Origin of the sequence: Haladaptatus sp. DYF46 (assembly GCF_021083305.1) — an archaeon.
In the GTDB taxonomy this organism is placed as follows: Archaea; Halobacteriota; Halobacteria; order Halobacteriales; family Haladaptataceae; genus Haladaptatus.
Genome location: NZ_JAJFAY010000003.1, coordinates 330,552 through 352,028, shown reverse-complemented (window position 1 = coordinate 352,028; position 21,477 = coordinate 330,552). Strand labels below are relative to the sequence as shown.

Genomic DNA, 21,477 nt, shown 5'->3' with positions numbered 1-21,477 from the left:
GGTAGTCACAGTTCGAAGGGGAGACTCCGCACGTTTCGGAGCGTGGTCCAATTCTCCCGGATTGTTACCAACACGGTCGAAAATGCTCGTTACAGTGGAGGGAACGTCAAGAGAGGTGACGGAGCAGCGCTTCGGTTACTTCCTCGCGCTCGTCGTGCTGCACCCAATGGGAAGCGCCAGGGAACATCCGTAATCGACCGTTCTCACAGTGTTCGACGCTTTTTTCGGCCATCGAGGGGAGGAGCGCGATGTCGTCTTCCCCCCAACAGATCAGCGTCGGCTGAGTAACGGTGTCGCGTGACGGGCGTTCCGAGCGGCGGAACCCACGATACCAGTTTACCCGTGGACCGACGCCGGTGTGGCGCCACGCCGCCAGATATCGATCGATAGTTTCTTCGTCGAACGTATCGGGATTCGACGTTATTTCGAGGGAGTCGACCATGTTCTCCATATCGTTCCGACTCAGCGCCCATTCGGGTAGCTTCGGCAACTGATAAAACCACACGTACCAGCTCCGGACGATCTGTTGGGGACTAGCTCGCAAGGTGTTTCGATATACCGTCGGATGTGGGACGTTTAATATCCCGAGACGGTCGACCATCGATGGCTCTCGGAGTGCTAAGTTCCAAGCGACGAACCCGCCGAAGTCGTGTCCGACGACGTGGGCCGATTCCCGGCCTTCGCTGTGAATCAGTTCGCGAACGTCGGCCGATAGCTCCGATTGCCGATAGGCATCGATTCCGTCGGGAGCCTCGCTCAGATTGCAGCCCCGCTGGTCGGGGACGACCACACGGAAACCGGCTTCGGCGAGCGAAATCAACTGGGAGCGCCAGCCGTACCAGAAGTCGGGATGCCCGTGCAGTAAAACGACCAATGGGGCGCCGGGGTCGCCCGCGGCCACGACATGTAGTTGGATGCCGTTGACCTCGCGATAAGTGGATTCAACGCCGTGACCGGCGAGTAACGATGCATCGGTGGTCGGATTTGTCTTCGTGTACATCATCGGTATTGGCTCGGAACGACGACCGGACGGGAGTTGTGCCACGAAAGCGGAACTGTAAGTTCGAATGAATATTGACGACGGAGTCGAATATGGTTACTGCCGCAGCCAGAGGGTTACTTTTAAACACCTCGGCTCGCACCGAATCGCGCACCCGAAATAGATCGAAACGAACCCGTGTCGCGTACGAAAGACCGAATATCACGGCGAAGCAGTACGCCACGCGTGTTTTGGAGGTCCGAAACAAATCACCGAACGATTTCGCTGAAAACCCGTTCCTCGACTTTCCGAAGGTGCTCACTCGCCGTCGTCGGGGCGATACCGACGATATCGGCGACCTCCTGAAGCGTCGCTCGGCGGGGGACGGCATAGTATCCCAGTTCGACTGCCACCTCCAACACCTCCTCTTGCCGAGACGTGAACATCCTGCTGAACGAGGATTCGTCGGGTTCGTACTCACCCATTTCGAGAATCTCGATGGAGATGGATTCTACGTCGTCGACATCTTCGAACAGCTGTTCGAACGTTGCGTCGTCCCCTAAGCACGTTACCGTGAGAGAATCGGTGGACGTGAAGAAAATCGGCGTATCGATCACCAGACGTGAGTCCCGTTGTAGTTCCAGCGCCCGACGAGACCCGTCCGTCGGGTCGAATCGACTCACAGCCATCCAACGATCATCGCCGGAGACGAGATACTCATCGACGTGGGGGGAAGACTCCATAATCCGCTTATATCGTTCCTGACTGCCGCTCGCCTCGGCGAACGACAGCACGGTATCATCGTCGAGGAGTTCGATATGATGAATCGCTCTCCGCTCGATAGACGGGTCATCCGTCAACCGCCCCCCGAGCGGGTGGAATGCACTGCCGCCGTTCGGTTCGATGAGAACCGTTAGATATCGCATACGGTGACTTGGAGGGCGTTACCGGAAAAGATAGTGGATTTCTCCACACCACCGGCGATCGGTCGTGCGGGACGAACGGCGTCATCCCGCCCCGGCGTTGGTAGCTCGTGTCACTACCGTACCGCTTTCGAGGAGCCAAGATATACCATCGCCCAATTCCGATTGGCGTTCCCTCCGGAGTCCCCGCGTAGAATCGAGGACAAAAAACGGCTAAACGGAGTTCTCTAGCCGCAGACGGCAGTACGCGAGAACCGACCGAGCATCGGGTGTCGTGTAAACCGGACCGAGGGACGCCGGTTGTTCCGGCAGGTCATCGTTTACGAGTCGTTCGACCGCCTCGGCGAGCAGCGGCGGCGAAGCGACGAACAGTTCCTCTTGGACCTCCCGCAACGACTGCGCGTCCGAAATATCGCGGTGAGCGGTGGCGGCGACGGTTCCGGCGTCGAGTTGCTCCGTCAGTTTCTGGACGGTTATCCCGGCCGACGGTCGTCCGTCGACGAACTCGTAGAACCCGGCCGGTCGCCCTCGATACCGCGTCACGTCGCCGTGATGGTAGCTGAGGACGCCGTGAGTGGGAGCGGTGAGCGCATCGCCCTTCAGTATCCCGAATCCGAACCGGACGGCGATGTCCACGTCCGAGAGACGCTCGACGACGTCGTCGGGGAGTTCGTTTCCGAAGTCGGGGGCGGGATTCGGATGACACCGACGGACGGTCACGTCCGAGAGGTCGATGGCGTCTTCGAGCGAGGTGCGCCGCTCGTAGTACGGGGGGCCGGAAACAGTTCTGTCGATGAGACGCGACGCGACGACGCAGTGCCAGAGCGACAGATCGCGAACGAAGGTTCGAACCCGCTCCGACATCGACGGGGATTCGGAGTGCTCGTTCACGACGACTAACGAGACGCTTACGTCGAGGTCGGAGTCCTCGAGGAGGCGTGTTACGGCACGCCGTTGCCACTCCTGAAACGACTCGTCGTCGAGCAGTATCGCGAGTTCGACGCTCACGCCACGACCTCCGGCAGGTCGCACATCCGTCGGATCTCCACCTCGCCTCGGTTCCGAAGTTCGGCGAGTCTCCCGAAGACCGGTTCGATGGCTCGGAACTGGTGTGGGTTGGCGATGTTGTAGAGATGCGTCCACAGATGAACGTGGTTTCCGTCCGCCGCCGTCCGAAGTGCGTCGAGCAGGTACTTGCGATGGAGATACTCCCGAAGTCGATTCGGGAGTGGTCGGAAGAACGGAGCGGGGGGTCGCCGTCCGGTCGGGAGAGTCGTGCTGGCTAACGAGGGGTGCGGGGTACAGGTCGTTTCCACCACGCCCTCGGTGACTTCGAGCGTACACTCCGGATGGTCCCTCGTCAGTAGCCACCAGAACTTCGACGCCGGATTCGAATCCGTTCGCCCGTAGTCGGCGATCGGCCGCCGGATCACGTCGATACCGTGATCGGACAGTACCGAATAGTCGACATCTTGATGGCGCGGCATGACGATGGACGTGGAAGCGGGCAGGTCCCACTCCTCGTGGAGGGAGTCGACGGCGTCGAGTTCGTGGTGAAGCAACTCGTCGGATGCCTCCCGACCAAGGATGTGAGAGTACGTGTGGGTACAGATTTCGTGGGGAGTCCGTCGCGAGCGGATAGATTCTAGCATGTCCGGTGCGTAGAACAGGGGATCCTCCGAGACGGATTTCCCGGGGTCGTTGGACCACCAGAGTTCGTCGTACGGGCCGTCGTGAGTCCCGTCACACGTCTCGTGAAAGAGGTGGCCGACGACGTCGAACGTTATCGGCACGTCCTTCGAATCGCAGACGTCGAGTAGTCGGGAGAGCGCGGTATCCTCGGCGGACCTGTCGTTCGACAGGTGGGAGAACTCCCCCTTATCGTGCATCCCCCAACCCAGCTCCAATTCGACACTAATCGTCACCGTTCCAGTCATGAATTAAACTCAACTCATATCTATATATTATTTTCTCCGTCAAAAACGACCGTCGATATCGGGAGGCGACGACGTTCAGGGCCGCGTCTCTCGTCGATTCTGCCGACCGACTTCCATCGGACGAGGGAGGGTCCGGTCACGGAGATTGGCTCTATCGTTCGATTTCGTCGGTGGAGAGGCCCGCATTACGGAGGACCTCGTGCGTATGTTCCCCGTGTTCCGGCAACCGCGTCGGAACCGACCGCTCGCCGTGGTCGACGGCGGGAAAACCGATTCGAGGCGGGACGGAACCCGTCCCGCCGTCGTTCGATTCGACGACCATTCCACGTGCCCTCGCCTGTTCGTGGTCGAACGCTTCGGAGACCGTGTAGACGCCGCCGACGGCCGTGTCCACGCCCTCCAGTTCGTCGAGCCATTCCGCCATCGATTTTTCCTCGAACACCCCGCGGAGTGTGTCCCGCACGGTCGTCCGAACCGCCGGGTCGTCGCTCAGGTGCCGGTCCACCAATTCGGGGTGATCGATGGCCGAACAGAGCGCCTCCCAGAACTTCGGTTCGAGCGCGGCGACCGTGAGATAGCGGTCGTCGGCGGTGCGATAGACGTCGTAGCAGGGGAACTGGCCGGTCAACATCGTTCGTCCCGGTCGCGGCGTCGTTCCGGCGAACGCACCGCTGGCGAACACCTGTGCGAACGACAGCATCACGTCGGTCATCGCGACGTCGAGGTACGTCCCGCCGGTTCCGCGTTCCCGAGAGAGGAGCGCGCTCACGATACCGAACGCGGCGAACAGGCCGCTCGCCATGTCGACCATCGGGTAGCCCGGAATCGTCGGTTTCGAGCCCTCGTCCGGGCGCGTCATGTCGAGCAGACCGGTGAGTCCCGCGTAGTTCAAGTCGTGACCCGCCCGCTTCGCGTTCGGTCCCGTCTGCCCGTAGCCCGAGAGCGAGACGTAGACGAGGTCCTCGTTGTACTCGGAGAGCGTCTCGTAGTCGATACCCAACCGCTCCGTAACGCCGGGCCGGAACGTCTCGAAGACGACGTCCGCCGTCTCGACCAATCCGTAGAACGCCTCCCGTCCGGCGTCGTCCGAGAGGTCGAGGGAGACGCTCCGCTTGCCTCGGTTGACCGCCTCGAAAATCTCCCCGAACCCGCTCTCGCTGATAGGTTCCATCGACCGGGCGTAGTCGCCGCGTCCCGGTTCCTCGACTTTGACCACCGTCGCGCCGAGGTCTGCGAGGAGTTGGGTCGCGTACGGTCCGGGCAGGAGTCTGGAACAGTCGAGAACGCGCACGTCATCGAGTCGCATACGGGGAGAAAGCGGGGAAGCGATAAATCGTTCGGGGTCGCGGGTCGGCGGGAGGAAACATGTGACGGACCCAATCCTTCAAACGATTCGCCCCCAATCGTGGTGTATGGCCGTTTCGGGAACCATCGACGCACACGTTCACCTCATGCCGCCGCGATTGATGGCGGCGATTCGGGAGTCCCTCTCGCAGGAGGCGGGGTGGACGTTCGACCATCCGACGGAGCGCGAGGCGATGGAAGCGCACCTGCGTGCGGCGGGAATCGAACGATACGTCGCGCTTCCCTACGCACATAAACCGGACATGGCGGCGGAGTTGAACGACTGGGTGCTGGCGGAAGCGGAAGCGTCGGAGATGGCGATTCCGTTCGCCACGGTACACGGCGACGACGACGTCGAACGCGTCGTAAGAGGAGCATTCGAGGCGGGTGCGCGAGGGCTGAAGTTCCAGTGTCCGGTACAGGAGTGCGGCCCGGCGGACCCGCGCCTCGACCCGGCGTTCGAGTTGGCCGCCGAGTACGACCGGCCCATCGTGTTTCACGCCGGGACCGCGCCGATGTTCGAGTCGAGTCAGCACGTGGGGGCGGACCAGTTCGAGGAGTTCGTCGAATCATACCCCGAGGTGCGCGCCTGTGCGGCCCACATGGGAACGTTCGAGGCGGAGACGTTCATGGACTTCGCGCGGGACCACGAGTCGGTATTTCTGGACACGACGATGGCGCTCTCGCCGCGCTCCGCGGACGTATTGGGGTTCGACGCCGACGAGATTCCCGACGAGGCGTTGGTCGAACTCGCCGAGTCGGTCATGTTCGGCACGGACTTCCCGAACGTGCCATACCCGTACGAGGAGGAGCGGCAGGGACTGATGGAGCGTGAGTTACCCGCGGACACGTACGAGGACGTCTTCCGCCGGACCGCGGAGCGGTTTTTGGGTGAACGGGCGTAGAAGAACGACGAAAGAAGGAGTGTAGCAAGCGGACAGCGATTGTGAGTCAATTCCTCACACAATCGGTCAGCAGCGTTATTGTATGCCGCTGTCTCCACTCGCGTAGAGCCCTCGAATGAGTCCCTCACGCAGCACGGATGCCGGACCTCCCGGCGACGACACTCCCGTTCGGTCGGACCGGTTGTGGCTGGGTGTCGCGCTGGGAGTCGGCACGGCCGTGTTCGTCTCCTATCTCCTCCTCTACCGCTATCCCGCACACGGCGCGGGACTGTACTTCGCGATGGGGGACCAGATTCGCGCCCACGGCTCTCGAATGCCCCACACGATTTCCGGGTACACCGCCAATGGCGTCCCGTTCGCGTATCCGCCGCTCGTCCCGTACCTCATCGCCGTGGTCCGAGATACGACGGGACTCGACCGCATCACGCTCGCCCGGTACGTGCCAGGACTGCTGACGGTCGCGTATCTCGTTCCGTACTACTACCTCGCGCGGGAGCTCCTCGATTCGAAGTCGAGCGCCGGTATCGCGGCGGTCCTTCTCGCGACGACGCCCGTCGCCCTCAAGTGGCACCTCGCCGCCGGCGGTATCCTCCGTTCGGTGGGGTTCCTCTTCACGCTAACAGGGCTGTACGCGGGCGTTCGGATGTACAAGGACGGAGCAAAGCGATGGTTCCTCCCGTCGATGGTGCTGTTCGGCCTCACGGTGCTCACCCACCCGGTGTACACGACGTTCTTCGGGGTGAGCTATCTGCTTCTGTTCCTCTCCTTCGACCGGTCGCGTCGCGGGTTGGTGTCCGGTGTCGCCGTCGCAGTCGGCGGAATCGCGCTCGCGTCGCCGTGGTGGGTTCACGTCGCTTCGGTTCACGGTCCGGGGACATTCACCGCCGCGGCCGGAACGCACGCCGGGCTTTTAGGGGGGATTCCGCGACTCCTCGGCTCGTTCGTCTATCCGCTGTTTCCGAGCGTCGACTGGCCGTTCTACGTCCTCGCGTTCGGCGGAACGGTGTGGCTGTGTTACCGACGGCGCTTTTTCCTCCCCGTCTGGTTGGTAACGACCGGCTACCTGCTGCGGCAGAACCGGTTCCTCTTCGTCCCCGGAGCGATGGCTGCCGCGGTTCTCGTCGTAGATGTCGGCGTTCCGATGGTGCAAGAGAAAGCGAGGACGGCGGTCGGCACGCCGTCTCGCCGTCACCTGCTCCCGCTGCTGTTGCTCGTCTGTTTCGGCATCGCGGCCGTCGGGAGCGGGGCGGTCACGACAGGTGATGCGGGTCCGGCGGTCAAGAAGGGCGGGGCGCTCCCGGCACCGTACATGAACGAAGACGACGAGCGGGCGATGGAGTGGGTGACGAGAAACACCCCGCGTTCGGCGCGGTTCGTCGTGCTGGGCGACGCTGCCGAGTGGTTTCCGGCGTTCACCCACAGAACAAGTCTCGTCAGTCCGTGGGGCGTCGAGTGGCGGGGGAAAGAGCGATTCGAACGCCAGAAGGAACTGTACGACACCATCTCGGCCTGCGGAAACGCTACCTGTCTCTCGCGGAAGCTGGCTACCGAGAACGTCCGACCGGACTACGTCTACGTTCCCAAGGGTAGATACACGATACGCCGCGATGACCGCGTCCAGTCGGCGGCGATGCGGCGAACGCTCGTCGAATCGGAGGAATATCGCCTCGCGTACGAAAACGACGGCGTGATGATATTTCGGACGAGGGGTCGTCGGTCCGGAGAGCGATGAACTGATTCGCTTTTAGGTTCGCGGTGGATTCGTCTACGTATGGTCTCCGGAATTCACGTCCAACTCGCGGTGAGCGAAGCGGACGGGTGTCCCGCCGCAGCCATCAGCGAGGGGGCGGAAATCGAGTCCTTGACCGTGGACCGACACGCCACCCGGACCGCGACCGAAGTCGTGGGTGAACTAACTGTGGACGATGCAGATAGCCTCGGTACCGAACCGGACGGAGCGACGGAGGTGTTCGCCGACGACACGAAATCCGTGTATCGGTACAGCCACGACGACGAGTGTCCGTGTCAGCGCCTGCCGAATCACGGGTGTCCCGTGCGCACCCTCCGGGCGGAGTCAGGACGCCTCCTCGTGTCGTTCATCGCTCCGGACCGCGAAACGCTTCGCGGAGTCGTCGCCGACCTGCGTTCGTGTTGTGGGAGCGTCTCGGTGAATCGCCTGACGCAGTCCGGAGATACCACCGAACCGTCGTTGCTGTCGGTGGACCGCGCGGCGTTCACCGACCGACAGTACGAAGCGCTCGAAACGGCCCACGAGATGGGATACTTCGAATCGCCGAAGGGGGCGACCGCAGAGGAAGTCGCGAGCAAAATCGGAATCGCCGCACCGACGTTCCTGGAACACCTCTCGGTCGCTCAGACGAAACTCCTCGACCAATTGCTGTCGGCGTGAAACGGGACGGCGTGCCGTGTTCACAACCAACTCGGTTCGAATGCGCATTCTGTTAACTGAATAAAGGAACTAAGTCCCCTTTTCAAAGAGCAACGCGAACGAGTAGGGAAGGGGTACAGAATTCACAAGAGTGACGCTCTGTACGCAAACGAGTCCCTCGAGTCTCGTCGACGCTGTTATCGTCTATCTTACACTGTACTTCAGCAGTTCTACAGACCTACCGGTATCTTAATGTTTATCTATAGTCTATACAATAGTAATGGATCGGTTTGAAATTGAGGAACATGAAGTCCTGGACGGTACCGCCAAACCGTCCGGAAACAGCGCCCACGTCATCATTCCTACACGTTGGCGTGGAGCCGACGTGAAAGTCGTTCGTGTCTCTCACCCCGATTCCGACGAATAGTCCATGCAGTACAATTACAAATATCGACTCGAACCACCAAACGGCATCTGCCAAGAGCTTTTGCGTCATGTCGATATTTGTAGGCAACTGTACAACCATTGCTTGTTCAAACTCAACGAATCCGACGACATTCCCGCCCGATACAAGCTACAGGGGCAACTCCCCGGCCTCAAATCGTGGTGGGATGACCTCCGGGACGTTCACTCGAAGGTGTTACAGATGGTCGTCAAACGCGTCTACGACAACCTTTCGACGCTGAAAGCGCAGAAAGAGAACGGACGCGCTGTCGGGATGCTCAAGTGGAAGCGACCTCGGGACTATCGTTCGCTCACATACAATCAAACCGGCTTCAAGCTCAAGAATACGAGCGGTCGGCCAACATTATGGTTGAGCAAACTCGGTGAGATACCGATTCATCTCCACCGAGATATTCCCGAGAACGCGACCATCAAACAGATCACAGTCAAGCAAGAACCGACCGGCAATTGGTTTGCCACGTTCGCGGTTGATATTGGTGAAGAAACGCCCGAGAAACCGGACATTCCCGAGAAGTGTGTTGGTATTGATGTCGGCATAGTCAAGTACGCCCACGACACCGATGGTCACGCTGTCGAATCGCTTGACCTTCGGGACGAACGTGAGCGATTGGAACGTGAACAACGGAAGCTCTCTCGGAAGCAACACGGATCGAACAACTACGAGAAACAACGACGGCAGGTGGCAAAGTGTCACGTCAATATCCGTCGGAAGCGTCGAGATTTCTTGCACAAGTTGTCAAACTATTACGCCCGAGAGTATGATCTTGTAGCCGTCGAAGACCTGAACATCGCCGGAATGATGCAGTTCGATTCGAACTCGCGCAATCGAGCGGCCGCCGCATGGGGTACGTTTCTGCGGATGCTCAACTACAAGTGTGAACGCGAAGGAACGCACTACGTTGCTGTAGACCCACGAAACACAACGAAAGAATGTGCGTCTTGCGGCGTGAAGACGGATAAACCGCTGTGGGTGCGTGAACATTCGTGCCCATCGTGTGAATTTGAAGCGGATAGAGACGCGAATGCGGCATGGAATATCCTTGCCCGCGGTCTAAAGAAGGTAGGAGTGGTTCACTCCGATTCAATGCCTGTGGAGACTGCGCTCCCTACGGACACCGTCGTGTCTGCAAAGCGCGTCATCGAAACAGGAAGCCCCCTCTGCAACGCACAAAGTGCGTAGGGTGGGGTAGTTCATATAAACCCGTGTATGGTAGTGAAAGGCGTCTTCGGAATCCGCACCGATGCTAGCGGTGACGATGTCACAAACAATCTATCGCGAAATCGGTGGCCGGAGCGCAGTCGAAGCCGTCGTCGAGGATTTCTACGATCGAGTGTTATCCGACGAGCAACTGATTCCGTATTTCGACGGGATGGACATGGACGAACTGCGCGCTCACCAAATTCAGTTCATCAGTTCGGTCGCGGGCGGGCCGGTGGAGTACTCGGGTGCGGACATGCGCGAGGCACACGCCCACCTCGACATCGACGAAGCCGACTTCGAAGCGGTCGGCGCGCATCTCGAAACAGCACTTCGGTCGAACGGCGTGAGTGATGAGAACATAGAGGCGGTCATGGACGAAGTCGTCGCGCTGAAGGACCCGATTCTCGGCCGATAGTCGTCGTTTCGCGCCGGTAGCTTGGTCGGAAAACCGACGGGAGGGCGATGGAATGACGACGGACGGACGACAGTGGGGAGACGGGAAGACCGACAAGTACCGTCACCGAAACTGCCGTAAACCGTCCGTTTATCCCTCCGAACGGATTGTCTCTAGCCATGAACGGAGATTCGTTTTCGCGCTGTTCGAACACGACGGAAATCGGAACGACGGTGGGTACGGAGTGAGCAACGACCACGACACCCGAACGGTCGTGCTCAGCCTCATCGCGGGCGTCTTCTTCGGCGGCGTCGGCGGCGGTGTCGCCTTTCCGACGCTCCCGCGCCTCGGTAGCCTCCTCGGTTTTTCGGCGCTGACCGTCGGTATCATCCTCGCAATCAATCGCTTCACCCGAATGCTGTTGAACACCCCCGCCGGGACGGTATTGGACCGGTTCGGAACCCGGCGACCCATGCTCGTCGGCTTCACGCTTCAGGGTCTGGCACCGTTCGGCTACGTCCTCGGACTGACGGACTCGTGGACGAACGGAGTCGCCGGAGTCCTCCCTATGACGGCGACCGCCGCGAGTGCCACGACGTTCGCCGGGTCGCGCGTGCTGTGGGGCATCGGGTCCGCGTTCGTGTTCGTCGGCGCGTTCAGCACGGTGACGAAGGTGACGACGCGGGAGAACCGCGGAAAATGGACGGGGTACCTTCGCGGCGGCCAGAGCCTCGGCTTCCCGGCCGGATTGGTCGTCGGCGGACTCGTCGCGAACCTGTACGGGTTCACTCCGGCGTTCCTCGTGGCAGGAGTTGCCGGGTTGTTCGCCGCGCTCGTGGCGTTTTTCGTCCTTCCGGATTTGAACCCGACCGTCGAGAACGACACCGGACTCCGCGAGATTCCGGGTATCGTGGCCGCCGACGTTCGCGTCCTCTCCGTGGGCGTGGTGAACTTCGTCGTCCGATTCCTCTTCGCAGGGGTCCTCCTCTCGACGGTCGTCGAGTACGCCGCCGTCGTCGGCATCCGCATCGGCTTTCTCGACGCGACGGGAATCAGCGGCGTCGTGATGGCCGTCAGCGTGCTGTTTTCCAGCGGAACCACGCTGGTAGCCGGGCCGGCGTCCGACCGCGTTTCCAACCGCGCGTTCGTCTCGATTCCGTCGCTCGGCTTTCTCGCCGTCGGGTTCGGTCTGCTCGCACTCGTTCCGTCCCTCCTCGGAACGTTCGTCGGCGTGGCCGTCATCGGCATCGGCGTCGAGGCCGTGAACATCCCCCTCCTCGCGTATCTCGGCGACATCAGCCCCGAGGACGACGTGGGAAAACTCGGCGGGGTGTACAACGTCTTCGGCGACTTCGGTTCGACGGTCGGCCCGCTCGTGGCGCTCCCCTTCGCGGTTCGGTTCAGCTACACCACGGAGTATCTGGGTTGTGTGCTGTTGGTGGTTCTGACGGGAGTTCTCGCTTCGTTCACGTTGCTCGGTAACGAAGGCAGCCAGCGTCCCATCTCCGTCCCCAGTGACGACTGAGAGCGGTTTGGGTCGGTTTCGACCGTCGCTCCGTCGATTCGACCGTTCCACGGGGGTCAGGCGTCCCGCACCACCGTCCGAAGGAGTCCGGCGGAACCGGAGTCCGACGGAGTTCGTACCGATATCCGCAACTCCCAGTCGTTGGCATCGACCGAACGCGCCCACTCTATCGACACCGAACCGGAGTGAACGCGGCGGAGTTCGATGGCGAGCGGAAGCGTCGGGAGATACCGGTCGTCCCCGTTCAACGCGTACTCGGTGAGTCGGACGAGCCAGTCGCGTGAGGATGTCGCGCTGTCCACGGCGGTGAGTCTGTAGTCGGAGACGATGGACACCGAAACGAGATATTCGAACACGGTCTCCATCGTCGCCCCGTCGTCGACGGTCGGCGGCAATCCGTCCGCCGCCGCCGACAGCACGCGACCCTGTTCGTCCTCGGAAAGCCGGTCGGTCAGCTCCTCGACCATGCTTTCGAGCAGGACGAGACAGAACTCGTCGCGGTCGGTAATGGACTCGGCGGCGTCGAGATAGACGTCCATCACCGCCCGTTCGACGGTCTCGTAGCCTTCCATCGCGAGCGTCTCGAAGAGCGCGCCGGTGACGTCGTGACAGAAGTCGATGAGGGGTTGATTGTCGGTAACTGCACCACCCCCGATTGACCGCTCGGGTCGCTGGAAGGGTCGGGAGACGTACCTCGACGCGTCGAGGTACGTCGGAAGTTCACAGACGATGAGATCGTGGTACGGCAGGTGGGGGTCGTAACGCCGGAGTGCTGCTCGGTACTGCTCGGCGGACCGAAGCGCAACCTGTGCGGTATCCCTGCTCTCGAACCGCTTTCCCGCGATAGGTACCGGGTTCGTTCCGGTTCGGCCGCAGACGACGTAGTACGTGCCGTCCTCGACTGCGAGCGATTCGACGTGTCGGCGGATGTCGTGAAGGGTGTTTCCTACCATGGGTGAATCGGTCGTGTTCCGTCGCGGCGGTTCAGAAGAACCTACCGGCGATAGTCGCGTGCAGTCGGTCGAATCGTTCCGCGTCCGAGTCGGCGATGACGACGGTCGGAGAGTGCCATCGAGAAACGAACCGACCGTCGTGGATAACGTCAGCGTCCATGCTTTTAGGCTCGCCTAAAACTCCAAAAGTGTTTTGTTCGATATACGAACGGTCGTGATTCCATCGCACCGGCGGCTTTCGCGGTCGCGTTCGTTCGTGTGGAGCGGCGATTCAGGCAGTAGGACGTCCGAATTCGGTATTTCTCAGGAGCTAGAAATCGGAGGATAGCAACCCACAGCCGTTCGAATAAGTTTAGGCTATCCAAAAAATCTTAGGCCATCCGAAAAAATACTTTTGACTTTGGAAAGGTATATGTGTCTGGCGCACGCAGTATTAGTTGCAATGAGCATTCAGGAGGAAGTTCGGCAGGAAGCCGGTACGGTCGAGGAGAACCCGCTTCGCCTCGACGTCGACAAGGCAGAACAAGTAATCGACGCGCTGAATACGGATCTCGCGGACGCATACGTTCTCTACCACCAGTTACACAAACACCACTGGAACGTCGAAGGTGCGGAACACCTCCAGATTCACCTCTTCCTGCAGGAAGCCTACGAGGAAGTCGAGGAGGCGGCGGACGAAATCGCGGAGCGCATTCAGGCGCTCGGCGGCGTTCCCCACGCGAGCATGACGGCGCTCTCGGCGGCTTCGACGGTCGAACCCGAGGACGAGGACGTCTACGACATTCGGACCTCGTTCCGGCACGACTTGGGCATGTACGGCGACATCATCGAGAGCTACCGCGAACACATCGAACTCGCGAACGGACTCGGTGACTACGCGACCGAGGAGATGCTTCGGGAACAACTCGAAGACATCGAAGAACACGCACACACCATCGACCACTACCTCGAAGACGACACCCTCGTCCTCGAATCCGCGACGCACTAGGCGAATTCTACGATTTTAAACCCAAGGCAGAACAAGCCGAGTATCTCGGTAATCGATTTCGAGGCGAGCTACCAGTCTTGGACGCGGCGTTGGTCGAGATTGTCATCCAGTTCCGTGAATCTGTTATCGTCGATGAGGATTTCATACACGATTTCGGAGTCCTCGACGAGCCGATTGAGTAGATTGATGCCGCCCGAACGACCGCGATTTTCCTTTTGGATATCGATGAGACCGAGAAACGCCTGTTCTTTCAGTATATCACGAAACCGCCGCTCGGAGAGCGTGTCCAATTCGATAGTCTTGCAGATGTTCGAATACTGGCGATAGACGAGTTGCGTGGCGAACTCCTCCTGTGCCGAGTTGTTGGTGAGAATCGAGAGCGCCAACAACACCGCTTTTGCCTGTTGTGGAACCCCCTCGATGAGTTCCTTGAAGCGGTCCTTTTCCGCTTCGGTACGCGCTTCGCGGACGTGGGTCTCGGTCACCTGCTCTGCATCCTGCTTGTACGCCAAGTTGCCCGAATGACGAAGGATGTCGATCGCTTTCCGTGCATCGCCGAAGTCCTGTGCTGCAAAGGCAGCACAGAGGGGGATGACGTCGCTCGTCAACACGCCGGATTGGAACGCGTCCGTCCGGTTTTCCATTATCCGTTCCAACTGGGTGGCATCGTACGGTTGAAACGCCATCTCCTTCGGCTGAAGACTCGACTTCACCCGTTCGTTCAGATCATCGGCCCATTCGATCTTGTTGCTGATCGCGATAACCCCGATGCGGCAGGACGTGCTGCCGGATTCACCGGCCCGAGACAGTTTCATCAGTATGCTATCGTCCGTCATCAGATCAGCTTCATCGAGGATGATGATGACGACGTCGTATTGGAGGTCCAAGACGGTCCAAAGGCGTTCGTAGTAGGCCGCAGTGGAGAGACCGGTTTCAGGAACGCGAAGTTGCGTCACATTCGGTTCGTTATAATGACGGGCAAGCGTCGATACAGCCTGCGTCTCGGTGCTGTGCGTCGAGCAATCGACATATGCCGTACCGATGCTGACGCCATCCTTGGCTAACTCCTTTGCACGAGACGTGACGTGCCGTGAGACGAGTGATTTCCCCGTTCCGGTTTTCCCGTAAATGATCACGTTTTCGGGCGAGTGGCCGTTGACGGCACTTCGAAGCTCCTCCGCTAGCATACGGATTTCGTCGTCTCGCCCGACGATACGGTCGGCACTCGGAACGTGGTCGATTTCGAGCAAACTCTCGTTTGCGAAGATGGTATCCTCCTGCTCGAAAATCTCGCGAGCGACATCGAACCCCTCATCGCCTCCGTCCGCCCGAAGCCGGGAGCGACGAGGCTCGTTCACGCGGGGCAAATCCATACAGCAACTAACTGTAACGACGTACATAAATCCATAGGGCGTGACACGACCTCGTTTCCGATGTTAATACCAACGATAACCGAAACTGTAGCCATTTAGTGACGGATTTTATAGTCGATGGACTACGACTGTATTTCCGACGTTCGTATCTTCGTCCTCCCCATTATTCCGATGTATTTACCGGTTCCAAGCGTTCTTTCTGTCCATTTCGGTATTCCCCCGTTCACATAGAATCATCCTTCTTTCCGACGTTTGAGTCGAGTTGGTCCCCTCTTTTCCGATGTTCTCCGATATTCATCGAAACGATCCTCTTCTACCCCCTCCCCCTACGTTTCCGACGTTCTCCTCTAGAACGAACGCTAGAGAGAAAACACCCACACCCCCCGTGTTTCCGACGTTTCTTCTAGGGGCGTTAAGCGATCAGACTCGACAGGTCCCGGTCGATCTCCGACCAACCCCGACCGGCAAATTACGCCATATGACCCGCCAAACGACAGACTTCCGGAGAGGTGAAATTCTGTCCTCACGTTTCATCTCGTCACCGATCGGTCCAGAAAAGTAGTTCCCGTAGAATTTCGTAGAACGTCGGAAACGTGGGGGGTGTGTGCCTTCACCTACTTTCCCAGCGAGATATCGAACGAAGCCCGTCAGAACGTCGGAAACGTGGGGGGTGACTGAAGTGTAGCGGCAGTTCCACTCGATTAACGTCGGAAACGTGGGGTGGTCGTCGTCCGGCCCATAGTGGCGCTACCGCCGCAACGAGACGACCAGGTCCGTCGAAATCCATCCGTCCGTGTTGCCGTCTTCCAGGAAGACGAACCGTTCGGGACGTGTCTCACAGAGGTTGATGCCCGGCGTCGTCGGGGTGGGAGCGTGGGTCGCTTCGTCAACGGGCCGTGGGTTGACAGCCATCGGGATTTTTTAGGAAGACCTAAAACAAAAAGGGTTCGGTTTCCCGTCGGGACGGTTCGGGTCGTCGCGATAGCATGCACGAGGTTGGGAAGAACGGTTTTGTAACCGCCTCCCGGAGATAGTATCATGACGGTACTCGACGCATTCAAACTGGACGAGCAAGTGGCAATCGTAACCGGCGGGAACCGCGGCATCGGTCGCGCCATCGCGACGGCCCTCGCGGAAGCGGGTGCGAACGTCGTCGTTGCGAGTCGTGACCAAGCGCAGGCCGAGGCCGCGGCGACGGAAATCGAAACGGAAACCGGGCCCGAGGCGCTCGGAGTGGCGTGTGATATCACGGACGAGGACGCGGTGACTGCGATGGTCGAGGCGACCGTCGAGCGGTTCGACGGCGTGGACGTCCTCGTGAACAACGCCGGAATCGTCGTCCACGAAGCCATCGAATCGATGACGCTCGCCGAGTGGAACGACGTCATCGAGACGAACCTGACGGGAGCGTTTCTCTGTTCGCGCGCCGCCGGGCAGGAGATGATGGACGACGGCGGCGTCATCCTCAACGTCTCCTCCATGTCGGCGTACATCGCGAACTACCCCCAGCGGCAAGTGGCGTACAACGCGTCGAAGGCGGGGTTAGAGGGATTCAAGACGCAACTCGCGTCGGAGTGGGCGGAGCACGGGATCCGGGTGAACAATCTGGCTCCGGGGTACGTCGCCACGGACAACGCTGACCAAGGCGCACAAGTCGCCGAGAACGCCGTCGAAATCTGGACGGGAGAGATGCTACAGGACGAGATGGCCACGCCCGAGATGCTCGGGCCGACGGCGGTGTATCTCGCGAGCGACGCATCGGCGTACATGACCGGGGAGACGGTCGTGTTGGACGGTGGCTACACCGTCCGATAGCGGCGTCGTTGGATTCCGTCCGATAGCAGCGTCGTTGGATTCCGGTCGCAACTGCTGAAAAATGTCGGGCGACGGTTCGTTCGAACCTGAGAACCGGGTTTCTCCTTTCGTGGTGCTTGCTAGCAAGAGTCGAAATCTTTACCCCGTCGTCGGGAAATGATGTGGATGACAGTTCATGAAGAAGGAAATGACGACGATGGATTTCCTCGACCGCGCCGTGGACCTCTACGACGACGTGGTCGGCGTCATCGCGGACGACGGCACGGAGTACACCTACGCGGAGTTCGACGAGCGGGTCAGTAGCCTCGCGAACGTACTCGCCGAACACGGCGTCGAACGGGGCGATCGCGTGGCGATGCTCGCATCGAACACCCACTACTTCCTCGAAGCGCTGTACGCGACCAACCATCTGGGCGCGGTGTACGTCCCGATGAACTACCGCCTCGTTCCCGAGAACTACGAGTACATCCTGAACGACTGTGCGGCGTCGGTCGTCATCGCGGATTACGACTTCGCGGGGAAGGTGGAGGCCGTCCGCGACTCGATTCCGGCGGAAACGTTCATCGGCTACAAGGCCGACGAAATCGACGGCGACTGGGAGGACTACATGTCGCTCGTGGACGAGGCGTCGGCCGACCCGCCGGAACGCGCCGACATCTCGGAGGACGACGACGCGAGCATCAACTACACGTCCGGGACGACCGGCGACCCGAAAGGCGTCGTCCGAACCCACCGAACGGAACACTGGCATGCGCTCGTCCTCAACCAGCACATGGAGATTCGGGACGACGACACGTACCTCTGGACGCTCCCGATGTTCCACTGCAACGGGTGGGGCCACACCTACGCCATCACGGGCACCGGCGGCACACACGTCTGTCTACGGAAGTTCACGCCGGAACGAACGCTCGAAAAGATTCGGGACAACGACGTGTCGTTCATGTGCGGCGCGCCGACGGTCCTCAACCGCGTCATCGCCTACAAGGAGAACAACCCGGACGTGGAGACGACCGGCGACAGGGAAGTGCGCATCGCCACCGCCGGGAGCGCCCCCGCGACGGCGACCATCGAAACCGTCGAGGACGAAATCGGCTGGCGCATCATCCACATCTACGGCCTGACCGAGACCGCACCCATCATCACCACCTCAAATTCGCCGCGCCGCCTCGCCACGCGCGGGCGCTCGCTCAAGGTCAAACAGGGCAGCGAGACGCTCTGTACCGACCTCCGCGTCGTCCACGACGACGGCACCGACGTTCCCGCAGACGGCGAGACGATGGGCGAAGTCGTCGTCCGCGGCAATCAGGTGATGGACCGCTACCTCAACAAGCCGGACGCGACCGAAAAGGCGTTCAACGACCGCATTTCGGGCTACTTCCATACCGGCGACCTCGCCACCATCGACGAGGACGGGATGATTTCGATTCAGGACAGAAAGAAGGACATCATCATCTCGGGCGGGGAGAACGTCTCCTCCATCGAAGTCGAGGACGTACTCTACGACCACTCCGATATCGCCAAGGCCGCCGTCATCCCCACGCCGAGCGACGAGTGGGGCGAGTTGGTGACCGCCGTCGTCGTCCCGAAACCGGGCGTCGAACTCTCCGAGGACGACGTGGAAGCGTTCTGCCGGGACAAAATGGCCGGGTACAAGATTCCGCGCAAGATTCTGGTACAGGAGGACCTCCCGGAGACGGCAACCGGGAAGGTACAGAAGTACCAACTGCGGAAAGATTTCTGGGAGGACGAAGAGCGCCTCGTCGGTCAGGGGTAGACCAAGGGCGACAGAGACGGGTTTAGAGGCGAATCGAGCCGATTCTCGATTTTTCTCTGTATGTCGGATGAGCGGACTGAACAACCGATAGACACACCATGTCGGAGAGCGTTATGACCGTCGGGGGAACAACAGTGGATAGATACGACATGACGGTGGAACGAACCGGAAGCGAACGAGAACGCACGAGATGGGGGCGATGATATGGCGTTCATAGACACGCTAATCGTCTTCATTGTCAGCCTGCTCATCGGCGGTTTCGGTATCTACGTCGGTGCGAGGGTAACGACTGAGTACGCGGGAAGCTACGGCCATGCTATCATCACGGCGCTTATCGGAGCCATCGCGTGGGGCATCATCAGCTTCTTCGTCGGATGGATTCCCATCCTCGGGGCGCTGTTGGCGCTCATCGCGTGGATCGGCGTCATCAACTGGCGGTATCCCGGCGGGTGGGGGACGGCCATCGTCATCGGACTGGTGGCGTGGTTCGCGGCCGCGATCGTCCTCTATCTGTTCGCGCTGTTCGATATCATCGCCTCGGGGGCGCTCGGAATTCCCGGCGTCTGAGTCACCACCCCGAGAAATATCGACCTTCAGCAGTAGTTAGCGGAGTTCCGGTATCCACACGGACGAACACAGCGAGAGCCGCGTTTCGCGGGAACGGACCCACCACGCGATGGCGGCCGTTCCGACGGCGATAGCGCCGACGCCGACGAGACCCGCCTCGGGGCCGAACGGTCCGCCGGTGAACACGCGCGGGCCGACCTGTTCAGTCGCGACGACGGTCACGGGCAGGCGAAGCCCGCTGACCGAAAAGCCGTAGACGCTCGTCTGAAACAGGTTCCACGAGATATGTAACCCGATGGAGAGGCCGAGTTCGCCGGTCAATAGATAGCCGGATGCGAGCATGATTCCGGCGAGGACGATGACGAACGTACTCGTGAGCGTCGCGTTCGGGTTGAACACATGTCCGACGCCGAAGAGGATCGAAGAACAGAGCGTCGCGACCGCAACCGCCGCGTCGCCGGACAGCCAGCGGAACCAGCGGAACCCCTCGGCGAGGTTCGTGAGGAGATAGCCGCGCACCAGCAGTTCCTCGCTGATGCCGACGAAGACGAAGAGGAGGACGGACGTGCAGAAGACGACGACGAACGACAGGTCCGACACCGTCCGGAAGGTGCCTGTGATGCGAATCCACCCCAGCGCGAGTTCGACCACGAATATCGCGGTCATGAGCGCCGCGCCGAGAGCGAGGCCGAAACCGAAGTCGAGCCACCAGGACCGCGACAGGTGAAGGCCGAAGTCGGCGAACCGTCGCCGGTCGATGAACCGCCCGACGAGGTACGTGAACAGGACGACGACGACGAGTTCGAGCGACGTTTGAAACAGCAGGGTGCCGAGACGCCCGAACGACGCGAACTGGAACCCGACGAAGACGGACACCAACACCGGACGAAGCGAAAACGCCGCCGCGAGCGAGACGATTCCGAACACGATTGCGGCGACGACGAACCGCCACGGGAGGCGAAGGCGTCGGTCCGCCGCGTTCCAGAAGACGTTCTTTATCGAGGCGATCACTGCGAGGGCCTACGACGAGGTGGCTGTTAATTCTTGAGCCGTCGGGGGTTTCGATTCGCGGCGTAAAACTTTGATGAAAAGAAGGAGGACATCGGAATTTCCATATCGTGGACTCGGCGGCGTTATCGGCACCCAGTTTCGGAAATATCCACGTCGAGCGACGGCGTCGCACTCGCTTCTTCGCCGCCATTAGCGCCGATGCTCGTTTCGAAGCCGACATCGACCGCTTCGACGGGGGAGATTTGGTCGCGAATCTCGCCGTCCGGATACGCTTTCGAGTGGACGTTGACGTAGGTCTTTCCGCTGGCAATCTCCGTCGTGAGGTCTTCGAGCGAGGACCCTTCGTACGGTCCGACCAAGTCGTCGTCGGAAATCGTTCCAGTAGCGACCACACTACCGCCGAACAGGTGCTGTTCTTCCGTGGCGTCGCCGTCGACGAGATTGACGATGTGTGGACCGCTTTCGCCCGATTCTCCCGTATGGATGTGCGCCTTGGTTACCGGTGCGTCGAGTCCGAAGGCGAGGAGGCCGTATTCGAGTTTCTCGTCGGTCGTCCGACGGAAGACAGCGACACCTCGTCCTTTGCTGTCAACCGGGGGGACTTGCTTCTCCCCGGTCAGCAAACCCGTACTGTAGAGTTCGGTCGATGGTGGCTTTTCGGAGGCCGAGTTCGAATCGGTTTCGTCGTTTCCGGTGACGACACCGGCGCTGATGCCACTGAGAGCGACGGTTCCGAGACTCAGGAGTTTGAGCGTTTCTCGCTTATCGGTGTCTGGCATTGTGGGACCAATTCAGTAATCGGTTCGGAAATACTAAGATATTGTTGCCACATATTTAGATTTGATATAGTGAATATATAGAATGATATGAACACTGTATTATTCACGACAGGGACGGACAAGTACGTGTCCATTCTTCGATGCGTCGATACGCA

22 protein-coding genes are annotated in these 21,477 nt (G+C 60.2%); 11 read left to right on the top strand and 11 right to left on the bottom strand.

The window, feature by feature from the left end:
• Positions 1-106 precede the first annotated feature (106 nt).
• The 5 genes from LJF34_RS17670 to LJF34_RS17650 all read right to left on the bottom strand — a co-directional run bounded on the left by LJF34_RS17670 (position 107) and on the right by LJF34_RS17650 (position 5,145).
• The gene (locus tag LJF34_RS17670) at positions 107-1,000 is read right to left on the bottom strand and encodes an alpha/beta hydrolase (RefSeq protein WP_231186624.1); all 894 of its coding nucleotides are present in this window, start codon (positions 998-1,000) and stop codon (positions 107-109) included.
• 248 nt (positions 1,001-1,248) lie between these two features.
• Positions 1,249-1,905, bottom strand: coding sequence for a helix-turn-helix domain-containing protein (locus tag LJF34_RS17665; RefSeq protein WP_231186623.1), 657 nt, complete (start codon positions 1,903-1,905; stop codon positions 1,249-1,251).
• A 210-nt stretch (positions 1,906-2,115) separates the two neighbouring features.
• Positions 2,116-2,910, bottom strand: coding sequence for a formyltransferase family protein (locus tag LJF34_RS17660; protein ID WP_231186622.1), 795 nt, complete (start codon positions 2,908-2,910; stop codon positions 2,116-2,118).
• The gene (locus LJF34_RS17655) at positions 2,907-3,839 is read right to left on the bottom strand and encodes a hypothetical protein (RefSeq protein ID WP_231186621.1); all 933 of its coding nucleotides are present in this window, start codon (positions 3,837-3,839) and stop codon (positions 2,907-2,909) included. The genes LJF34_RS17660 and LJF34_RS17655 overlap by 4 nt, the downstream gene beginning before the upstream one ends.
• 151 nt (positions 3,840-3,990) lie before the next feature.
• Positions 3,991-5,145 carry a CaiB/BaiF CoA-transferase family protein gene (locus LJF34_RS17650; protein WP_231186620.1) on the bottom strand — a complete coding sequence of 385 codons (1,155 nt, stop codon included), beginning with the start codon at positions 5,143-5,145 and terminating at the stop codon, positions 3,991-3,993.
• Between the two features lie 61 nt (positions 5,146-5,206).
• On the opposite strand from LJF34_RS17650, the gene LJF34_RS17645 reads away from it, so the two are divergent.
• The 7 genes from LJF34_RS17645 (at position 5,207) to LJF34_RS17615 (ending at position 12,062) form a co-directional block, all read left to right on the top strand.
• The gene (locus LJF34_RS17645) at positions 5,207-6,088 is read left to right on the top strand and encodes an amidohydrolase family protein (protein WP_231186619.1); all 882 of its coding nucleotides are present in this window, start codon (positions 5,207-5,209) and stop codon (positions 6,086-6,088) included.
• Between the two features lie 115 nt (positions 6,089-6,203).
• Positions 6,204-7,820, top strand: coding sequence for a glycosyltransferase family 39 protein (locus LJF34_RS17640; RefSeq protein ID WP_231186618.1), 1,617 nt, complete (start codon positions 6,204-6,206; stop codon positions 7,818-7,820).
• A gap of 39 nt (positions 7,821-7,859) precedes the next feature.
• Complete coding sequence (locus LJF34_RS17635; protein WP_231186617.1) at positions 7,860-8,498, top strand: helix-turn-helix domain-containing protein; 639 nt, start codon at positions 7,860-7,862, stop codon at positions 8,496-8,498.
• Positions 8,499-8,757: 259 nt separating this feature from the next.
• A complete protein-coding gene (locus tag LJF34_RS17630; protein ID WP_231186616.1) occupies positions 8,758-8,904 on the top strand; it encodes a DUF2080 family transposase-associated protein in 147 nt (48 codons plus the stop codon).
• Positions 8,905-8,907: 3 nt separating this feature from the next.
• Positions 8,908-10,122, top strand: coding sequence for a transposase (locus LJF34_RS17625; protein ID WP_231186615.1), 1,215 nt, complete (start codon positions 8,908-8,910; stop codon positions 10,120-10,122).
• 76 nt (positions 10,123-10,198) lie between these two features.
• Positions 10,199-10,558 (top strand): group 1 truncated hemoglobin, encoded by a 360-nt coding sequence (locus LJF34_RS17620; protein ID WP_231186614.1) that lies wholly within the window; start codon positions 10,199-10,201, stop codon positions 10,556-10,558.
• A 52-nt stretch (positions 10,559-10,610) separates the two neighbouring features.
• A complete protein-coding gene (locus LJF34_RS17615) occupies positions 10,611-12,062 on the top strand; it encodes an MFS transporter (protein WP_231186613.1) in 1,452 nt (483 codons plus the stop codon).
• A gap of 56 nt (positions 12,063-12,118) precedes the next feature.
• On the opposite strand, the gene LJF34_RS17610 is transcribed toward LJF34_RS17615, so the two are convergent.
• Together LJF34_RS17610 and LJF34_RS29025 are read right to left on the bottom strand one after the other, a co-directional pair.
• Complete coding sequence (locus LJF34_RS17610; protein ID WP_231186612.1) at positions 12,119-13,015, bottom strand: hypothetical protein; 897 nt, start codon at positions 13,013-13,015, stop codon at positions 12,119-12,121.
• A 31-nt stretch (positions 13,016-13,046) separates the two neighbouring features.
• Positions 13,047-13,175: a hypothetical protein gene (locus tag LJF34_RS29025; RefSeq protein ID WP_255666195.1), complete on the bottom strand. Its 129-nt coding sequence runs from the start codon at positions 13,173-13,175 to the stop codon at positions 13,047-13,049.
• A 282-nt stretch (positions 13,176-13,457) separates the two neighbouring features.
• On the opposite strand from LJF34_RS29025, the gene dpsA reads away from it, so the two are divergent.
• Positions 13,458-14,003, top strand: coding sequence for a DNA starvation/stationary phase protection protein DpsA (gene dpsA / locus LJF34_RS17605; RefSeq protein ID WP_231186611.1), 546 nt, complete (start codon positions 13,458-13,460; stop codon positions 14,001-14,003).
• A gap of 68 nt (positions 14,004-14,071) precedes the next feature.
• On the opposite strand, the gene LJF34_RS17600 is transcribed toward dpsA, so the two are convergent.
• Positions 14,072-15,376 (bottom strand): orc1/cdc6 family replication initiation protein, encoded by a 1,305-nt coding sequence (locus LJF34_RS17600; RefSeq protein WP_231186610.1) that lies wholly within the window; start codon positions 15,374-15,376, stop codon positions 14,072-14,074.
• A 747-nt stretch (positions 15,377-16,123) separates the two neighbouring features.
• A complete protein-coding gene (locus LJF34_RS17595; RefSeq protein WP_231186609.1) occupies positions 16,124-16,288 on the bottom strand; it encodes a hypothetical protein in 165 nt (54 codons plus the stop codon).
• 126 nt (positions 16,289-16,414) lie between these two features.
• On the opposite strand from LJF34_RS17595, the gene LJF34_RS17590 reads away from it, so the two are divergent.
• The 3 genes from LJF34_RS17590 to LJF34_RS17580 all read left to right on the top strand — a co-directional run bounded on the left by LJF34_RS17590 (position 16,415) and on the right by LJF34_RS17580 (position 19,532).
• On the top strand, positions 16,415-17,191 hold the full coding sequence (locus LJF34_RS17590; protein ID WP_231186608.1) for an SDR family oxidoreductase: 777 nt from the start codon (positions 16,415-16,417) through the stop codon (positions 17,189-17,191).
• Positions 17,192-17,366: 175 nt separating this feature from the next.
• Positions 17,367-18,965 carry a long-chain-fatty-acid--CoA ligase gene (locus LJF34_RS17585; protein WP_231186607.1) on the top strand — a complete coding sequence of 533 codons (1,599 nt, stop codon included), beginning with the start codon at positions 17,367-17,369 and terminating at the stop codon, positions 18,963-18,965.
• A gap of 204 nt (positions 18,966-19,169) precedes the next feature.
• Positions 19,170-19,532, top strand: coding sequence for a hypothetical protein (locus LJF34_RS17580; RefSeq protein ID WP_231186606.1), 363 nt, complete (start codon positions 19,170-19,172; stop codon positions 19,530-19,532).
• A 36-nt stretch (positions 19,533-19,568) separates the two neighbouring features.
• On the opposite strand, the gene LJF34_RS29270 is transcribed toward LJF34_RS17580, so the two are convergent.
• Complete coding sequence (locus LJF34_RS29270) at positions 19,569-20,543, bottom strand: type II CAAX endopeptidase family protein (RefSeq protein ID WP_231186605.1); 975 nt, start codon at positions 20,541-20,543, stop codon at positions 19,569-19,571.
• Between the two features lie 122 nt (positions 20,544-20,665).
• Positions 20,666-21,322: a CHRD domain-containing protein gene (locus LJF34_RS17570; RefSeq protein ID WP_231186604.1), complete on the bottom strand. Its 657-nt coding sequence runs from the start codon at positions 21,320-21,322 to the stop codon at positions 20,666-20,668.
• Positions 21,323-21,477: the final 155 nt, after the last annotated feature.